A 16,096-nucleotide genomic window follows, 5' to 3' on the forward strand; every position below is an offset into this window, starting at 1 on the left:
ACACTCCGCTATCGCGAGCAGGCTCGCTCCTACAGGGATATCGGGTTCCCCAGGGTTTAGTGAACGGTCAAAGGCTTGCGTATACCCAACCGACTGATCCACACCGCCAGCAAAATCACTGAACCGCCGAGCAACAACCGCCCCAGTTCTTCATGCTGGTTCCAGATCAACAGATTGATCAGCAACCCCACCGGCACATGCAGGTTGTTCATCACCGCCAGGGTCCCGCCATTGACCAGGCACGCCCCCTTGTTCCACCAGTAGAGCCCCAAAGCGGTCGAGACCAGGCCGAGGAACAGCAGCACGCCCCATTGCAGCGGCGCTTCAGGCAGGAAGTTCTGTTTGCCGAACAATAGAAACGCCGGCAGCGCCACGGCCAGTGCACCGAGGTAGAAGTAGCCGAAGCGACGGTAATGCGGCAGGTCGCTCGGGTGGCGCGCGACCAGGTGTTTGTAGAGCACCTGGCCGGCGGCGTAGGTGAAGTTGGCCAGTTGCAGCAACAGGAAGCCCATGAAGAAGTCCGGATTGATCCGGTCAAAACGGATCACCGCCGCCCCCGCCACCGCCACCAGCGCCGCGACCAGGGCCCAGGGATTGAAGCGACGGTTGAGCGCATCTTCGATCAGGGTCACGTGCAGCGGCGTGAGGATGGTGAACAGCAACACTTCCGGCACCGTCAGTACACGAAAGCTCAGGTACAGGCAGACGTAGGTCACGCCAAACTGCAACGCGCCGATCAGCAGCATGCCGCGCATGAATGCCGGCTCCACCGAGCGCCAGCGGGTCAGCGGGATGAACACCAGCCCTGCCAGCAGCACGCGTACCAGCACGGCAAAGTAACTGTCGACATGACCGGCCAGGTATTCGCCGATCAAACTGAAGGAAAACGCCTGGATCAGCGTGACAAAAAGTAGATAGCCCATGCTCGCCTCATTTCGAATGGCGGCGACGATAGCGGTTTTTGCCTTGAATCGCGATCCCCGAAAGCTGTCTGAAAAAACGCAAAAACCTGTGGGAGCGTGCTTGCTCGCGATGACGGAGTGTCAGTCGAAAGTGATGTTGACTGATCCACCGCAATCGCGAGCAAGCTCGCTCCCACAGGGTTTATCGGTGTTTCCTGAATCGCAGGCAAAAAAAAGCCCGATCTCGCTAAAGCGTTCAATCGGGCCAGAGCACTCAGGAGCAACAAGTGCGAAGGGAGGTTCGATGCGCGTACAGGCTTGAAGGGTTGCGCCAGGCCACTAGACCATCCAGCGATTATCTGGCGATTAACCGGTCAGGCCACTTGCGAAAGCTTGGCGTTCGCCTGGTTCAGGCCTTTCTCCTGGAAGTCACCGCCCAGGTTCATGCCTTCGGCGTGGATGAACGTCACGTCGTGGATGCCGATGAAGCCCATGACCTGGCGCAGGTACGGTTCCTGGTGATCGGCGGTGCTGCCGGCATAGATGCCGCCGCGAGCCGTTAACACATAGGCACGCTTGCCGCTGAGCAGGCCTTGCGGGCCGGTTTCGGTGTACTTGAAGGTCACGCCGGCACGCAGCACATGGTCGAGCCAGGCTTTCAGGGTGCTGGGGATGGCGAAGTTGTACATCGGTGCGGCCATCACCAGTACATCGGCGGCGAGCAATTCGTCGGTCAACTGGTTGGAGCGTTCCAGGGAAGCCTGTTCGATGTCGCTGCGCTGCTCGGCGGGTTTCATCCAGCCACCCAACAGGTTGATGTCCAGGTGTGGCACCGGCTTGACGGCCAGGTCGCGGACGGTGATCTGGTCGTTCGGGTGAGCGGCTTTCCACTGGCTGATGAAGGTCTGGGTCAGTTGACGGGAAACCGAGTCTTGCTGACGGGCACTGCTTTCGATGATCAGAACGCGGGACATGGGATGTAGCCTCCATCTGAGAATGCTGTAGGTCGATGGAGTGAAGGTTAAACAGAGTCATATCGATGAAAAAGCGCAAATAACTGCTATAACCCATCAATAAATTCGTTTATAAGCTCAGCATTCCCTGCCTCTGTAGGAGCGAGCTTGCTCGCGAGGGTGTATCAGACACAGTGGTGTCGATTGACCCACCGCATCGCGAGCAAGCTCGCTCCTACAGAAGAGCCGGGCTTCATTTCGGGGTGCAGGTCAGCTCGATGCGCAGCTTGATGATGCTGCGGGTGAATTTGACGGTGGCATTTTTGTGCTTGCCGGCCAGTACGTCGATCTTGCGGGTGCGCGGAGCTTCAGGGCCATTGATGAAAACGGCCTTGCAGCTCGCATCGACGTCACCGTAGTTGGCCACCTGAATGGAGCCGATGTCGCTATCCGTGTCGTAGGTCTGATAATCGATCTTCATGCCGTTGAGGTCTTTCTTCACATCGATCGGGTAAGCCATCGCCGTCAGCGGCAGCAGCGCCAGCAGCACACAACAGAATTTTTTCATTCAGCAGCCTCCAATAAGGGCTGCCAGCTTAGGACAAGAGGAGCTCCACATGAAAGCGCCCCGCGTGACCCTTGATCAATGGCGAACGCTGCAAGCCGTGGTCGATCACGGTGGTTTCGCCCAGGCCGCCGAGGCGCTGCATCGTTCGCAATCGTCGGTCAGCTACACCGTGGCACGCATGCAGGATCAGCTTGGCGTGCCGTTGCTGCGCATCGACGGACGCAAGGCCGTGCTGACCGAAGCCGGCGGTGTGCTGTTGCGCCGTTCCCGGCAACTGGTGAAACAGGCCAGTCAGCTGGAAGACCTGGCCCATCACATGGAGCAGGGCTGGGAAGCCGAAGTGCGCCTGGTGGTCGATGCCGCTTACCCAAGCGCCCGCCTCGTGCGCGCCTTGACCGCGTTCATGCCGCAAAGCCGTGGCTGCCGGGTACGCCTGCGTGAGGAAGTGCTGTCGGGGGTGGAGGAAGTCCTGCTCGAAGGCGTGGCCGACCTGGCCATCACAGGGTTCAGTATTCCCGGTTACCTGGGCGCGGAATTGAGCGACGTCGAGTTCGTCGCCGTCGCCCACCCGGAGCATCCCCTGCACCGCCTCAACCGCGAACTGAGCTTCCAGGACCTGGAAAGCCAGATGCAGGTGGTGATCCGCGACTCGGGGCGCCAGCAACCACGGGACGTCGGCTGGCTCGGTGCCGAACAGCGCTGGACCGTCGGCAGCCTGGCCACCGCCGCAACCTTCGTCAGCAGCGGTCTGGGGTTTGCGTGGCTGCCCCGGCACTTGATCGAACGGGAACTCAAGGAAAGTACCCTCAAGCTGCTACCGTTGGATCAGGGCGGTAGCCGCAACCCGAGCTTTTACCTGTATTCGAACAAGGACAAACCGCTCGGGCCGGCCACGCAGATTCTCATCGAACTGCTGCGTACGTTTGACACCGCACCACTGGACGCACCGTTCGCCGCCCCCGAACAAGCCTGACACGGAGTGTATGCATGGCCTATTTCGAACACGAAGGTTGCAACCTGCACTATGAGGAATATGGCCACGGTACGCCGCTGCTGCTGGTCCACGGTCTCGGTTCCAGCACGCTGGACTGGGAAAAACAGATCCCGGCACTGGCCTCCCGCTACCGGGTGATCGTCCCGGATGTGCGCGGTCACGGCCGTTCGGACAAACCCCGGGAGCGCTACAGCATTGCCGGATTCAGCGCTGACCTGATTGCACTGATCGAGCACCTCAATCTCGGCCCGGCACATTATGTCGGCCTGTCGATGGGCGGCATGATCGGCTTCCAGTTGGGCGTGGATCAGCCGCAACTGCTCAAGAGCCTGTGCATTGTCAACAGCGCGCCCGAGGTCAAACTGCGCAGCCGCGATGATTACTGGCAGTGGTTCAAGCGCTGGAGCCTGATGCGCGCCCTTAGCCTGGGCACCATCGGCAAGGCGCTGGGCGGCAAGTTGTTCCCGAAGCCCGAGCAGGCCGACTTGCGACAAAAGATGGCCGAACGCTGGGCAAAAAACGATAAACATGCTTATCTCGCCAGCTTCAATGCCATTGTCGGCTGGGGGGTTCAGGAACGACTTTCGAAGGTCACCTGTCCAACCCTCATCGTCAGTGCCGACCGTGACTACACACCGGTGGCACTGAAGGAAAACTACGTCAAACTGCTGCCCGACGCGCGGCTGGTGGTGATCGCCGATTCTCGCCACGCCACGCCGCTGGACCAGCCGGAACACTTCAACCAGACACTGCTGGAATTTCTGACCGCAGTCGACACCACCACTCAGGATCACTGACCCATGCTGAAAAAAATCGCCCTCGCCGCAGGCTCCGTCCTGTTTGCCGCCAACCTGATGGCCGCGACACCGGAAAAGGCCCCCCATGTGCTGCTGGACACCACCAACGGCCAGATCGAAATCGAACTGGACCCGGTCAAGGCCCCGATCAGTACCAGGAACTTCCTTGAGTACGTCGACAGTGGCTTCTACAACAACACGATTTTCCACCGGGTGATCCCGGGTTTCATGGTCCAGGGTGGCGGCTTCACCCAGGCCATGCAGCAAAAAGACACCAAGGCGCCAATCAAGAACGAGCATAAGAACGGCCTGGTCAACGTACGTGGCACCTTGTCCATGGCCCGTACTTCGGTGCCTGACTCGGCCACCAGCCAGTTCTTCATCAACGTCAAGGACAACGACTTCCTTGACCAGGGCGACGGCTACGCGGTGTTCGGCAAAGTGGTCAAAGGCATGGACGTGGTCGATATCATCGTCAATTCGCCAACCACCGTTCGTGGCGGCATGAAGGACGTACCGGCCGATCCGGTCTTCATCAAGTCGGCCAAGCGCATCGACTGAGACTAAGCTGGACAAGGATGTCCGAGCCGTTGCCGGCTTTGCCGGCAACGCTCAAACCGTTTAAAGGAGAGCCCGTTCGCGGGTGAGAAACTGATGCTTTATCGCCGCTTTGAAAAACTGATCGATGTCTTCCGTGACGCACCGACGGCATCTCCGCCGGACCGTGTATTCCCTTTTTATACCTATTACCTCAAGCAGGTCTGGCCGAGCTTCGCCGCCCTGCTGATCGTCGGCCTGATTGGTGCCTTGATCGAAGTGGCGTTGTTCAGCTACCTGAGTCGCATCATCGACCTGGCCCAAGGCACGCCGAACGTCAGTCTGTTCCAGGATCATGCCCTCGAACTGACCTGGATGGTGGTGGTTGCGCTGGTGCTGCGCCCCATTTTCGTGGGCCTGCATGACCTGCTCGTGCACCAGACCCTGAGTCCCAGCATGACCAGCATGATCCGCTGGCAGAACCACAGCTACGTGCTCAAGCAGAGCCTGAATTTCTTCCAGAACGACTTCGCCGGGCGCATCGCCCAACGCATCATGCAAACCGGCAACTCACTGCGCGATTCCGCCGTGCAAGCGGTGGATGCGTTGTGGCATGTGTTGATCTACGCCATCAGTTCCCTGGTGCTGTTCGCCGAAGCCGACTGGCGCCTGATAATCCCGCTGCTGACCTGGATCTTCGCCTTCATCGGCGCCCTCTGTTACTTCGTGCCAAGGGTGAAGGATCGCTCGGTGGTGGCCTCCGATGCGCGCTCCAAACTCATGGGGCGGATTGTCGACGGCTACACCAATATCACCACCTTGAAGCTGTTCGCCCACACCAACTTCGAACAGCAATACGCCCGCGAAGCCATCAAGGAACAGACCGAGAAGGCGCAACTGGCCGGCCGCGTGGTCACCAGCATGGACGTGGTCATCACCAGCATGAACGGCTTGCTGATCGTCTGCACCACCGGCCTGGCCCTGTGGTTGTGGACGCAGTCGCTGATCAGCGTGGGGGCGATTGCCCTGGCCACCGGCCTGGTGATCCGCATCGTCAACATGTCCGGCTGGATCATGTGGGTGGTTACCGGCATTTTCGAAAACATCGGCATGGTGCAGGACGGTCTGCAGACCATTTCGCAGCCGGTCAGCGTCACCGACCGCGACCAGGCCAAACCCTTGGCGGTGGCCCGTGGCGAAGTGCGCTTCGAACAGGTGGATTTCCACTACGGCAAGCAGAGCGGGATCATCGGTGACCTCAACCTGACCATCAAGGCCGGAGAAAAAATCGGCCTGATCGGTCCGTCCGGTGCCGGTAAATCGACCCTGGTGAACCTGCTGCTGCGCCTGTACGACGTCGAAGGCGGACGCATCCTGATCGACGGCCAGAACATCGCCGACGTCAGCCAGGAAAGCCTGCGCGAACGCATCGGCATGATCACCCAGGACACATCGCTGCTGCACCGCTCGATCCGCGACAACCTGCTGTATGGCAAACCCGACGCCACCGACGCCCAACTCTGGGAAGCGGTGCACAAGGCCCGGGCTGACGGCTTCATTCCTTCACTGTCGGACGCCGAAGGCCGCACCGGTTTCGATGCCCACGTCGGTGAGCGCGGGGTGAAACTCTCCGGCGGCCAGCGCCAGCGCATCGCCATTGCCCGTGTGCTGCTCAAGGACGCGCCGATCCTGATCATGGACGAGGCTACCTCGGCACTGGATTCGGAGGTCGAAGCGGCGATCCAGGAAAGCCTCGAAACCCTGATGCAGGGCAAAACCGTGATTGCCATCGCTCACCGGCTCTCGACCATCGCCCGGATGGACCGGCTGGTGGTGCTGGAAAACGGCAAGATCGCCGAAACCGGCAGCCATGCCGAACTGCTGGCCCATGGCGGCTTGTATGCGCGCTTGTGGCAACACCAGACCGGTGGGTTTGTCGGGATCGATTGAGTATTACGGTGGCCGAAAACCTGTGGGAGCGAGCTTGCTCGCGATAGCGGCGCGTCAGACAACATCATTGTCGACTGATACTCCGTCATCGCGAGCAAGCTCGCTCCCACAGGGTCCCCAGTGAAGCTGATCGATCACAAAAAACCGCCAGGCCCCGTCAACAACGGGTCCTGGCGGTTTTTTATGCCTGCTGGAATTCTGAAAAAACCGTGCTGTACTCTCACTTCAACGTTCTGGAGGTGGTTCTGCAGTCCATCGGCTGGATGCTAAAGGCAGCATAATCTCGAAAGGACACTCTCTTATGTCTCTGTTAAAACGTTCGGCGACTGAGTTGGCAGGTACGTTCTGGCTGGTGTTGGGTGGTTGCGGCAGCGCGGTGTTGGCAGCGGCTTTTCCGGATGTCGGGATCGGTCTGCTCGGGGTGTCCTTCGCATTTGGCCTGACCGTGCTGACCATGGCTTTCGCCATCGGCCATATTTCCGGCTGTCATCTCAACCCCGCGGTGTCCCTCGGCCTGGTGGTGGGTGGGCGCTTTCCGGCCAATGAATTGCCGGCCTACATCGTTGCCCAGGTCATTGGCGGCGTGATTGCAGCCGCCCTGCTGTATTTCATTGCCAGTGGTAAACCCGGTTTCGAACTGGCGGGAGGCCTGGCGTCCAACGGCTATGGCGAACACTCGCCTGGCGGTTATTCGATGACGGCAGGGTTTGTCAGTGAACTGGTGATGACCGCGATGTTCATCCTGATCATCCTCGGTGCCACCGACAAACGTGCACCGGCAGGACTGGCACCGATTGCCATCGGCCTGGGGCTGACGCTCATCCACCTGATCTCGATCCCGGTCACCAACACCTCGGTCAACCCGGCACGCAGCACCGGCCCGGCGCTGATCGTTGGTGGCTGGGCGATTCAACAATTGTGGATGTTCTGGGTCGCACCGCTGCTCGGCGCAGTGGTCGGCGGCGTGCTGTATCGCTGGCTGGGCAAAGAAGTAAGCTGAAACGCTGAAGATCAGCCTTGTCGATAAGGCAAGGCTGACTTCGCATCCTCTGCATAAGCCAACACTCCCAGCCGCTCCTGCTCCAGAAAGTCTTTCACCGCCGCTTTCAATCCGGGATGGCGCAAGTAGTGCCAGGAATGGGTAATGACTGGCTCGAATCCACGAATCAGTTTGTGCTCGCCCTGGGCCCCGGCATCGAAACGCTGGAAACCGTTGGCGATGGCATAGTCCATGCCCTGGTAGAAACAGGTCTCGAAATGCAGGCGATCGAACTCCGCCAGGCATCCCCAGTAACGGCCATAAAAGCTGTCCCCCCCCACCAGACTGAACGCCATCGCCACTGGCCGTGAACCTTGTTTGGCCAGCACCACGCGAATCGACTCAGGCATGCGTTCGGCCAACAGACTGAAAAACTCCCGCGTCAGGTACGGTGCTTGCCGGCGCACCGCATAGGTATTGGCGTAGCAGGCATAGACGAAATCCCACTGCGCCTGAGTCAGCTCCCGCCCCTCCAGCCATTCGAACTCAAAGCCCTGCCCGGCCACCTGCTCGCGCTCCTTGCGCATCTGTTTGCGCTTGCGCGAACTGAGCACGTCGAGGAAGTCCTGGAAATCCCGGTAGCCGCGATTCTGCCAGTGGTATTGACAGCCAACGCGCTGCAGCCAGCCGGGCTGCTCGCTCAGTGCCGCGTCGGTGAACGGATCGGTGAAGTTGATGTGGGCGCTGGAGAGCCCTTCGAGTTCAAGGTAGCCCGGCAGGCTTTTCAATAACTCGAAACCGTCTTCGACCGTGGCCGCCAACAGCCGTGGCCCGCTGACCGGACTGAACGGCACGGCGGCCAACAGTTTGGGGTAGTAATCGATGCCGGCGCGTTCGCAGGCATCGGCCCAGGCGTGATCGAACACGTATTCGCCGTAGGAATGCCACTTGCGATAACCGGGTAGCGCGGCGATCAAGTGCTCACCTTCAACATGCAACAAATGCTCGGGCTGCCAGCCGGTATGGGGTCCGACGCTGCCACTGTCTTCCAGCGCGCTCAAAAAAGCGTGACGCAGAAAAGGCTGAGTCTCGGGCACCAGGGCGTCCCAGGTCTGCGGGGCGATTTCTGACAGTTTTTGCAGGCGTTGCAACGGCATCACCATCCTCACTCTTCATGGCGTGAAAGCCCCGCGAGTATCGCCTATCGCTCTGCATTGCACACGAGCAAACCGACGACAGTGCTCTAACTCAATAGTTCACAACGACTTTGTATCGTCATCGACATGACATCACAGTGCCACTGCTCTGTCATAAACCATCGCGATACTGGCGCCTGTTTTTAGAGCGCCGGGTTATACCCGGTCACTGTTTTCCGCCCCTAACGGTCGGTTGTGTCCCGGATGGCTCTGTCATCCCCTCTCATCTTCGGAGATTGATATGCGTCTTGCTTCCACGAAAACTGCGGCGGCCTTGTGCGGTGGCCTGTTGCTGGCCATGAGCGTTCCGGCCAGTGCTGCAGTCGACGCCAAACTGCTCGACATGCTCAAGGCTAACGGCTCGATCACCAACGCGCAGTACAGCGAACTGCAAGCCGAGCTGGCCAGGGATCAGAAAGACCAGCAGATCGCCCGTCAGGCTCAGCAAGAGACTAACGAGCAAATCGCGGCCACCGCGAAGAAAACCGAGTCACTGAGCACCTTTGACCAGAAACTGGCCTGGGCCGCCAAGACCCAATTCAAGGGTGACGTACGCTTCCGTGAAGAAACCGTGCACAACGATGGCGTGCCAAACAACAAAGACCAGGACCGTCAGCGCATTCGTGCCCGTCTGGGGGCCTACAGCGAAATCAACCCGCAGGTCGACACCGGTATCCGTATCGCCACCGGCAGCAACGACGACCCTCGCTCGACCAACCAGGACCTGAACAACTACTTCGACAAGAAGCAGATCTGGCTGGACCAGGGTTACATCGACTACCACCCGGACGCGATCAAGAACCTGCACCTGGTTGGCGGCAAGATGCCGCAACAATGGGTGAGCATGGGCGACATCATCTGGGATAGCGACATCAACCCGGAAGGTCTGGCCGTCACCTACAAGTACCCGCTGAGCGGCAGCACCGAGCTGTTCGGTAGCGCCGGTCACTACACGCTCAAGGACAACGTCGACGGCGAAGGCGTGCAGTTCAAGCACGACCTGCGTCTGTACGCAGGCCAGTTGGGTGGTCGCTTCGCCATCACCGACAGCATGAAAATGACGTTGGGCGGCAGTATCTACTCCTACGACAACGACAGCAGCAGTGCCTGCCCTACTTCCGGCACCGTCTCCACGCCATGCGCCCTGGCCATCAACGGCAACAGCCCGAACGAAACCTTCAAACTGTACGAAGGCTTTGGCCAGCTGGACTTCACCAACCTGCCAGTTCCGCTGTCGCTGTACGGTCAGTACGTCAACAACACCGATGCCAGCAACGACCAGGACACTGGCTGGCTGGCCGGCGTGAAGTCCAAGCTCTACGGCTTCAACGTGGACTACAACTACCGCGACGTGCAGCGTAACGCTGTGGTTGGCGCCTTCACCGACTCCGACTTCGCCAACGGCTTCACCGGTTCGCGCGGCAGCAAGCTGAAAGTGAGCTACGATCTGGACAAGAACTTCGCCTTGGGCGCGACCTACTTCATGGCGACCTCGGACCAGACCAACGCCAACATCAACAAGAAAGATTCGGACATCAACACCCTGCAACTGGATGCCGAAGCCAAGTTCTGATTCACCCCGCTACACGACCCGGACAAGGAAGCCCGGGCCGCTTTTACAGCCTGGCGTTGGTGTGTCGGTCCCCATCATCCTCCGACACATCAACACCGGGCTGTTTGTTTTTGCCAACCCGCCCTTGTAGGAGCGAGCTTGCTCGCGATTAACCCGAGCACGCCACGGGGGCGTCAGGTTTATCGCGTTATCGTTGACGACCATCGTCGGAACGCCGCCCGGAGCAAGCTCGCTCCTACAACTTGCGCAGCAACACGCTACCAATCGAATAACCGGCGCCGAACGAGCTGAGCACGGCCAGCGAACCGGCGGCCAGATCGTCCTGGTTCTTGTGGAACGCAATCACGGAACCGGCGGAACTGGTGTTGGCGTAGGTGTCGAGAATCACCGGCGCTTCCTGCTCGGTGGCGTCGCGACCCAGCAGCTTCTTGACGATCAGGTGGTTCATGCTGAGGTTGGCCTGGTGCAGCCAGAAGCGCTTCACGTCGCTGACGTTGAGCTGGTTCTCTTGCAGATGCGTTGCGACCAGCTCGGCCACCATCGGGCAAACGTCACGGAACACCTTGCGGCCTTCCTGCACGAACAGTTTGTCCCTGGTACCGATGCCCTCTTCCGCTGCGCGGTTGAGGAAGCCGAAGTTGTTGCGGATGTTGTTGGAGAACTTGGTCAGCAGCTTGGTGCTGACGATATCGAACTGGTACTTGGACGTCGCCAGGTCAGCACGCTCGATGATCACCGCGGTGGCGGCATCGCCGAAGATGAAGTGGCTGTCACGGTCGCGGAAGTTCAGGTGGCCGGTGCAGACTTCCGGGTTGACCATCAGGACTGCCCGGGCCTGGCCCAGTTGCACGCTGTTGGCGGCGGTCTGGATACCGAAGGTCGCCGAGGAACACGCCACGTTCATATCGAAACCGAAACCCTGGATACCCAGCGCTTCCTGGACTTCGATGGCAATGGCCGGGTAAGCGCGTTGCAGGTTGGAGCAGGCGACGATCACGCCGTCGATGTCCGCTGCGGTCTTGCCGGCACGCTGCAAGGCTTGTTCGGCCGCGCCGATGGCCATCTGGCAGAGCACCGACCATTCGTCGTTGGAACGTTCCGGCAGGCGTGGCGCCATGCGCTGCGGGTCAAGGATGCCGTCCTTGTCCATGACAAAGCGGCTCTTGATGCCGGAGGCTTTTTCGATGAACGCAGCGCTGGATTCGGTCAATGCCTGCACTTCACCGCGCGCAATGGCATCGGCGTTGTCGGCGTTGAATTGCCCGACGTAAGTATTGAAAGACTGCACCAGCTCTTCATTGGAAATGCTGTTGGCCGGGGTGTACAGGCCGGTGCCGCTGATGACGACGTTATGCATGGTCGTGTCTCTAATCTGTTCAGGCAGAAAGCATTGGCACCGACGTACCAATACACAAAGGGTCTATTCCCGTCCGGGGGACGCAAACCTGGCATCGCTTTATTCCGACCTGCCCGTTACCGTGAAGGCTCAAAACCGCGGGGCCGGTGTTTATAGGCGCGAAGTTTGCCATAAACCGTGGGTTTTGGCCCCTTTTTGCTGGATAACGCCCACCTAAAGCCAATACAAAATCCCTGTGGGAGCGAGCTTGCTCGCGATAGCGGTCTATCAGTCAATATTAATGCTGAATCAAATGCCCCCATCGCGAGCAAGCTCGCTCCCACAGGTATTGCGCCAACCTCGGGTTCAGGGTTCGACCTGGCTCCACTGCTTGTTCAGTCGCTTGTCGGAGATCGGCACCTTGGTCCCCAATTGCTGGGCAAACAGCGAAACCCGATATTCCTCCAGCCACCAGCGATACAATTCCAGCTGCGGATCGCGTTTGCCTTCCTGGGCGTGTTTGCTGGCGCGGGTCTGGTATTGCGTCCACAAGCCGCTCAATTCGCCGCTCCAGACCCGGTCGCGCTGCACCTGGGCACCGATTTTTTCGAAGCGCTGCTCGATGGCCTTGAGGTAACGCGGCAACTCCTTGAGCCACTGCATCGGCGTTTCCCGGACAAACCCCGGATAGACCAAGTGGCTGAGCTGTTGCTTGATATCGTTCAGGGCCACGGCTTGCGCCAGATCGATCTTGCCCTTGAAGCGCTTTTGCAAGCCGTGCCAGAGCTTGAGTATTTCCAGGGTCAGCTTGGCCACACGCTCGGCGTGCTCGGTCCAGGCGCCACGTTTGCGCTCGGCCAGCGACGCCAATCCAGCGCCATCGCGTGGCAGCGGGTCTTCGCCTTCAAGAATGCAGCTGTCGAGGCTGGCCAGCAGAACGTCTTCCACCAGCGCATCGACGCGCCCCATGTCGCGGTACAGCAGGCCCAGTTCGGTCAGCCCCGGCAATTTGCCGCGCAGGAATTTGGCCGACTCGGCCAGTTGCTGCATCAGCAGGCGTTGCAGGGCACGGCGATGCTGGAACTCGGCCTCGGCCGGCGTCGAAAAACGCCCTTCCTTGACCGTACCGTTCTCCTCCACCAGCGCCGGATACACCGTCATCGACAGCCCGGCGATCTTCTGCTGGGTTTTCTCGGCCACGGCGGCGAATACTTTCGGCTCCACCGGCTGCTGGCTCTTCGCGGATTGCGGCACCGCCAATGCCGCCTGGCTGGCCTCGGCGAAACGCGCCGTCAGTTCGGCCAGATCGCGACCTTCACCGAGGAACTTGCCCTGGGCGTCGACGATTTCCAGGTTCATCCGCAGATGGCTTTCGACTTGCTGCGCCGCCTCACTCCAGGCTTCATCGCTGACCCGCGCACCGGTCATGCGCAACAACTCACGACCCAAGGCCTGGGGCAGCGAGCCCTCGGCAAAGGTCATGCGCTGCAAGGCCGCCTTGACGAAGTCCGGCACCGGCACGAAGTTCTTGCGCAAGGCCTTGGGCAAATTGCGCACCAGGGCAATGCACTTGGCTTCGATGACGCCAGGGACAAGCCATTCCAGGCGTTCCGGCGGCAGCATCGGTAACAGTGGTGCCGGTACGCGCAGGGTCACGCCGTCCCGTGGATGGTTGGGTTCGAAGTGGTAGCTGAGCGCCAACTCCAGATCGCCGAGATGCAGCGTATCCGGGTAATGCTGGGCGGTGACTTCACTGGCTTCGCGGGCCAGCACGTCTTCTTCGCGCATGATCAGCAGCTGCGGGTCTTTCTGGCTGTTGATCCGATACCAACTGTCGAAGGTCGCCGTCTGATGGATCTCCGCCGGCAATCGCGCGTCATAGAAGGCGTACAGGGTTTCTTCGTCGGCGAGGATGTCGCGGCGACGGGCCTTGGCTTCCAGTTCGTCGAGTTGCTCCAGCAACTGCGCGTTGGCCGTCAGGCACCTGGCCTTCGACTGGATTTCGCCACGCACCAGTGCTTCGCGGATGAACAATTCACGGGATACCACCGGGTCCACCGGGCCGTAATGCACCGGCCGACGCCCAACCACGATCAACCCGAACAGGGTGATCTGTTCGAACGCCACGACCTGGCCGCGCTTCTTCTCCCAATGGGGTTCGAAGTGGTTTTTCTTGATCAGGTGCCCGGCCAGTGGCTCGATCCAGTCGGCATCGATCTTCGCCACCATGCGCGCATAGAGCTTGGTGGTTTCCACCAGTTCGGCGGTCATCAGCCACTGCGGACGCTTTTTACCGATACCCGACGACGGATGAATCCAGAACCGCCGCTGACGGGCGCCAAGGTAATCGCCCTCTTCGGTTTTCTGGCCGATCTGGCTCAGCAACCCCACCAGCACCGCTTTGTGCAGTTTCGGGTAGTCCGCCGGCTCTTTGTTGAGGCTCAGCTGCATGTCGCGGCAGATCAGGCTCAGCTGACGATGGGAGTCACGCCATTCACGCAGGCGCAGGTAATTCAGGAAATTCTTGCGGCACCAGTTGCGCAACGGATTGGCAGTCAGCGCCAGGCGTTGTTCTTCAAAACCGCGCCACAGATTGACCAGTCCGGCGAAGTCCGAGTCGGCGTCTTTCCACTGGGCATGGGCCTGATCCGCCGCTTGCTGACGCTCCGGCGGGCGTTCGCGCGGGTCCTGGATCGACATGGCACTGGCGACGATCAGCACTTCCTGCAAGCTGCCGAGTTTCGCCGCTTCCAGCAACATGCGGCCCATGCGCGGGTCCACCGGCAATCGCGCCAGTTGCCGGCCGAGCGGCGTCAACTGGCTGTTGCGGTCCACCGCCGAGAGTTCTTGCAGCAGGTTGTAACCGTCGCTGATGGCCTTGCCATCCGGCGGCTCGATAAACGGAAACGCGCTGACCTCGCCAAGGCGCAGATGCAACATCTGCAAGATGACCGCTGCAAGGTTGGTCCGCAGGATTTCCGGATCGGTAAATTCCGGGCGACCGAGAAAGTCCTCTTCGCTGTACAGGCGCACGCAAATGCCTGGCTCGACCCGCCCGCAACGACCTTTACGCTGATTGGCGCTGGCCTGGGAAATGGCTTCAATCGGCAGGCGCTGGACCTTGGCCCGGTAGCTGTAACGGCTGATGCGCGCGGTGCCGCTGTCGATCACGTAGCGAATGCCCGGCACCGTCAGCGAAGTTTCCGCGACGTTGGTCGCCAGCACCACGCGACGGCCCGGGTGCGACTGGAAAATCCGCTGTTGCTCGGCCGGTGACAGGCGTGCGTACAACGGCAGGATTTCGGTGTGTTTGAGCTGAGCCTTGCGCAGCATGTCGGCGGCGTCGCGAATCTCTCGCTCACCCGGCAGGAACACCAGTACGTCACCGGGACTGCGGCGCTCGCTACGCTCAAACGCGGCGATTTCGTCGAGGGTGGCGAGGATCGCCTGGTCCACCGTGAGGTCGTCCTCGACGTGGTTACCCTCTTCGTCCTGCTCCAGCGTCAGCGGGCGATACCAGGTGTCCACCGGGAAGGTACGGCCGGAGACTTCGACAATCGGCGCGTCATCGAAGTGTTTGGAGAAGCGTTCGAGGTCGATAGTCGCCGAAGTAATGATGACTTTCAGATCGGGACGACGCGGCAGCAGGGTTTTCAAATAGCCGAGCAGAAAGTCGATATTGAGGCTGCGTTCGTGGGCTTCGTCGACGATGATCGTGTCGTAGCGTTCCAGATACCGGTCGTTCTGGGTTTCGGCCAGCAGGATGCCGTCGGTCATCAGCTTGATCAGGGTGTTGGAATCGCTCTGATCCTCGAAACGCACCTGATAACCGACCAGTGCACCCAACGGCGTGCCGAGCTCTTCGGCGACCCGGCTGGCGACGCTGCGCGCAGCGATCCGCCGCGGCTGGGTATGGCCGATCAAACCATGCTGACCGCGACCGATTTCCAGGCAGATCTTCGGCAACTGGGTGGTTTTACCCGAGCCGGTTTCACCGGCGATGATCAACACCTGGTGTTTTTCCAGCGCCTTTTTGATTTCGTCGCGCTTGGCGGCAATCGGCAGGCTGTCGTCGTAACGAATCACCGGCAGGCTGGCCTTGCGCGCCAGCACCTGCTCACAGGACGCCTGCATCCGCGTCACCCACTGGCCCAGCCTGGCTTCGTCGGGTTTCTTGCGCAGCTCAAGCAACTGCCGCCGCAGCCGGTGGCGGTCGGCGAGCATGGCGTGATCGAGGTTTTTCAGCAATTTGTCGATGGAGGGCGATTCGTCGGTCATCGGGTACGCAATTCAGTCGTCTAGTGGCGCAAG

12 protein-coding genes are annotated in these 16,096 nt (G+C 60.3%); 6 read left to right on the forward strand and 6 right to left on the reverse strand.

What is annotated here, in order from left to right:
• Positions 1–56: 56 nt before the first annotated feature.
• The 3 genes from AC1DRN_RS11340 to AC1DRN_RS11350 form a co-directional block, all read right to left on the reverse strand.
• The gene (locus AC1DRN_RS11340; protein WP_223462105.1) at positions 57–923 is read right to left on the reverse strand and encodes a carboxylate/amino acid/amine transporter; all 867 of its coding nucleotides are present in this window, start codon (positions 921–923) and stop codon (positions 57–59) included.
• A gap of 353 nt (positions 924–1,276) precedes the next feature.
• Positions 1,277–1,876, reverse strand: a complete 600-nt coding sequence (locus AC1DRN_RS11345; protein WP_046043697.1) for an FMN-dependent NADH-azoreductase — start codon at positions 1,874–1,876, stop codon at positions 1,277–1,279.
• A gap of 232 nt (positions 1,877–2,108) precedes the next feature.
• Complete coding sequence (locus tag AC1DRN_RS11350) at positions 2,109–2,423, reverse strand: 3-phosphoglycerate kinase (protein ID WP_223462103.1); 315 nt, start codon at positions 2,421–2,423, stop codon at positions 2,109–2,111.
• Between the two features lie 49 nt (positions 2,424–2,472).
• Between AC1DRN_RS11350 and AC1DRN_RS11355 the strand changes: the two genes are divergently transcribed.
• The 5 genes from AC1DRN_RS11355 to aqpZ all read left to right on the forward strand — a co-directional run bounded on the left by AC1DRN_RS11355 (position 2,473) and on the right by aqpZ (position 7,701).
• On the forward strand, positions 2,473–3,396 hold the full coding sequence (locus tag AC1DRN_RS11355) for a PA3225 family LysR-type transcriptional regulator (protein WP_223462101.1): 924 nt from the start codon (positions 2,473–2,475) through the stop codon (positions 3,394–3,396).
• A gap of 14 nt (positions 3,397–3,410) precedes the next feature.
• A complete protein-coding gene (locus tag AC1DRN_RS11360; protein ID WP_223462099.1) occupies positions 3,411–4,214 on the forward strand; it encodes an alpha/beta fold hydrolase in 804 nt (267 codons plus the stop codon).
• A 3-nt stretch (positions 4,215–4,217) separates the two neighbouring features.
• The gene (locus AC1DRN_RS11365; RefSeq protein WP_223462097.1) at positions 4,218–4,775 is read left to right on the forward strand and encodes a peptidylprolyl isomerase; all 558 of its coding nucleotides are present in this window, start codon (positions 4,218–4,220) and stop codon (positions 4,773–4,775) included.
• A 93-nt stretch (positions 4,776–4,868) separates the two neighbouring features.
• On the forward strand, positions 4,869–6,701 hold the full coding sequence (locus AC1DRN_RS11370) for an ABC transporter ATP-binding protein (protein ID WP_223462095.1): 1,833 nt from the start codon (positions 4,869–4,871) through the stop codon (positions 6,699–6,701).
• A 301-nt stretch (positions 6,702–7,002) separates the two neighbouring features.
• Entirely contained in the window at positions 7,003–7,701 is a 699-nt protein-coding gene (gene aqpZ / locus AC1DRN_RS11375) for an aquaporin Z (protein WP_223462093.1), read from the forward strand.
• 11 nt (positions 7,702–7,712) lie between these two features.
• On the opposite strand, the gene AC1DRN_RS11380 is transcribed toward aqpZ, so the two are convergent.
• Positions 7,713–8,837 (reverse strand): GNAT family N-acetyltransferase, encoded by a 1,125-nt coding sequence (locus tag AC1DRN_RS11380; protein WP_223462090.1) that lies wholly within the window; start codon positions 8,835–8,837, stop codon positions 7,713–7,715.
• A 280-nt stretch (positions 8,838–9,117) separates the two neighbouring features.
• Here AC1DRN_RS11380 and AC1DRN_RS11385 point away from each other — a divergent pair, with 280 nt between their 5' ends.
• Positions 9,118–10,449 carry a putative porin gene (locus AC1DRN_RS11385; protein ID WP_223462087.1) on the forward strand — a complete coding sequence of 444 codons (1,332 nt, stop codon included), beginning with the start codon at positions 9,118–9,120 and terminating at the stop codon, positions 10,447–10,449.
• Positions 10,450–10,684: 235 nt separating this feature from the next.
• Here AC1DRN_RS11385 and AC1DRN_RS11390 read toward each other — a convergent pair whose 3' ends face one another.
• Positions 10,685–11,806 carry a beta-ketoacyl-ACP synthase III gene (locus tag AC1DRN_RS11390; RefSeq protein ID WP_223462084.1) on the reverse strand — a complete coding sequence of 374 codons (1,122 nt, stop codon included), beginning with the start codon at positions 11,804–11,806 and terminating at the stop codon, positions 10,685–10,687.
• A 345-nt stretch (positions 11,807–12,151) separates the two neighbouring features.
• A complete protein-coding gene (hrpA, locus tag AC1DRN_RS11395) occupies positions 12,152–16,063 on the reverse strand; it encodes an ATP-dependent RNA helicase HrpA (RefSeq protein WP_223462081.1) in 3,912 nt (1,303 codons plus the stop codon).
• Positions 16,064–16,096: the final 33 nt, after the last annotated feature.

Source organism: Pseudomonas sp. P5_B3, assembly GCF_056400405.1.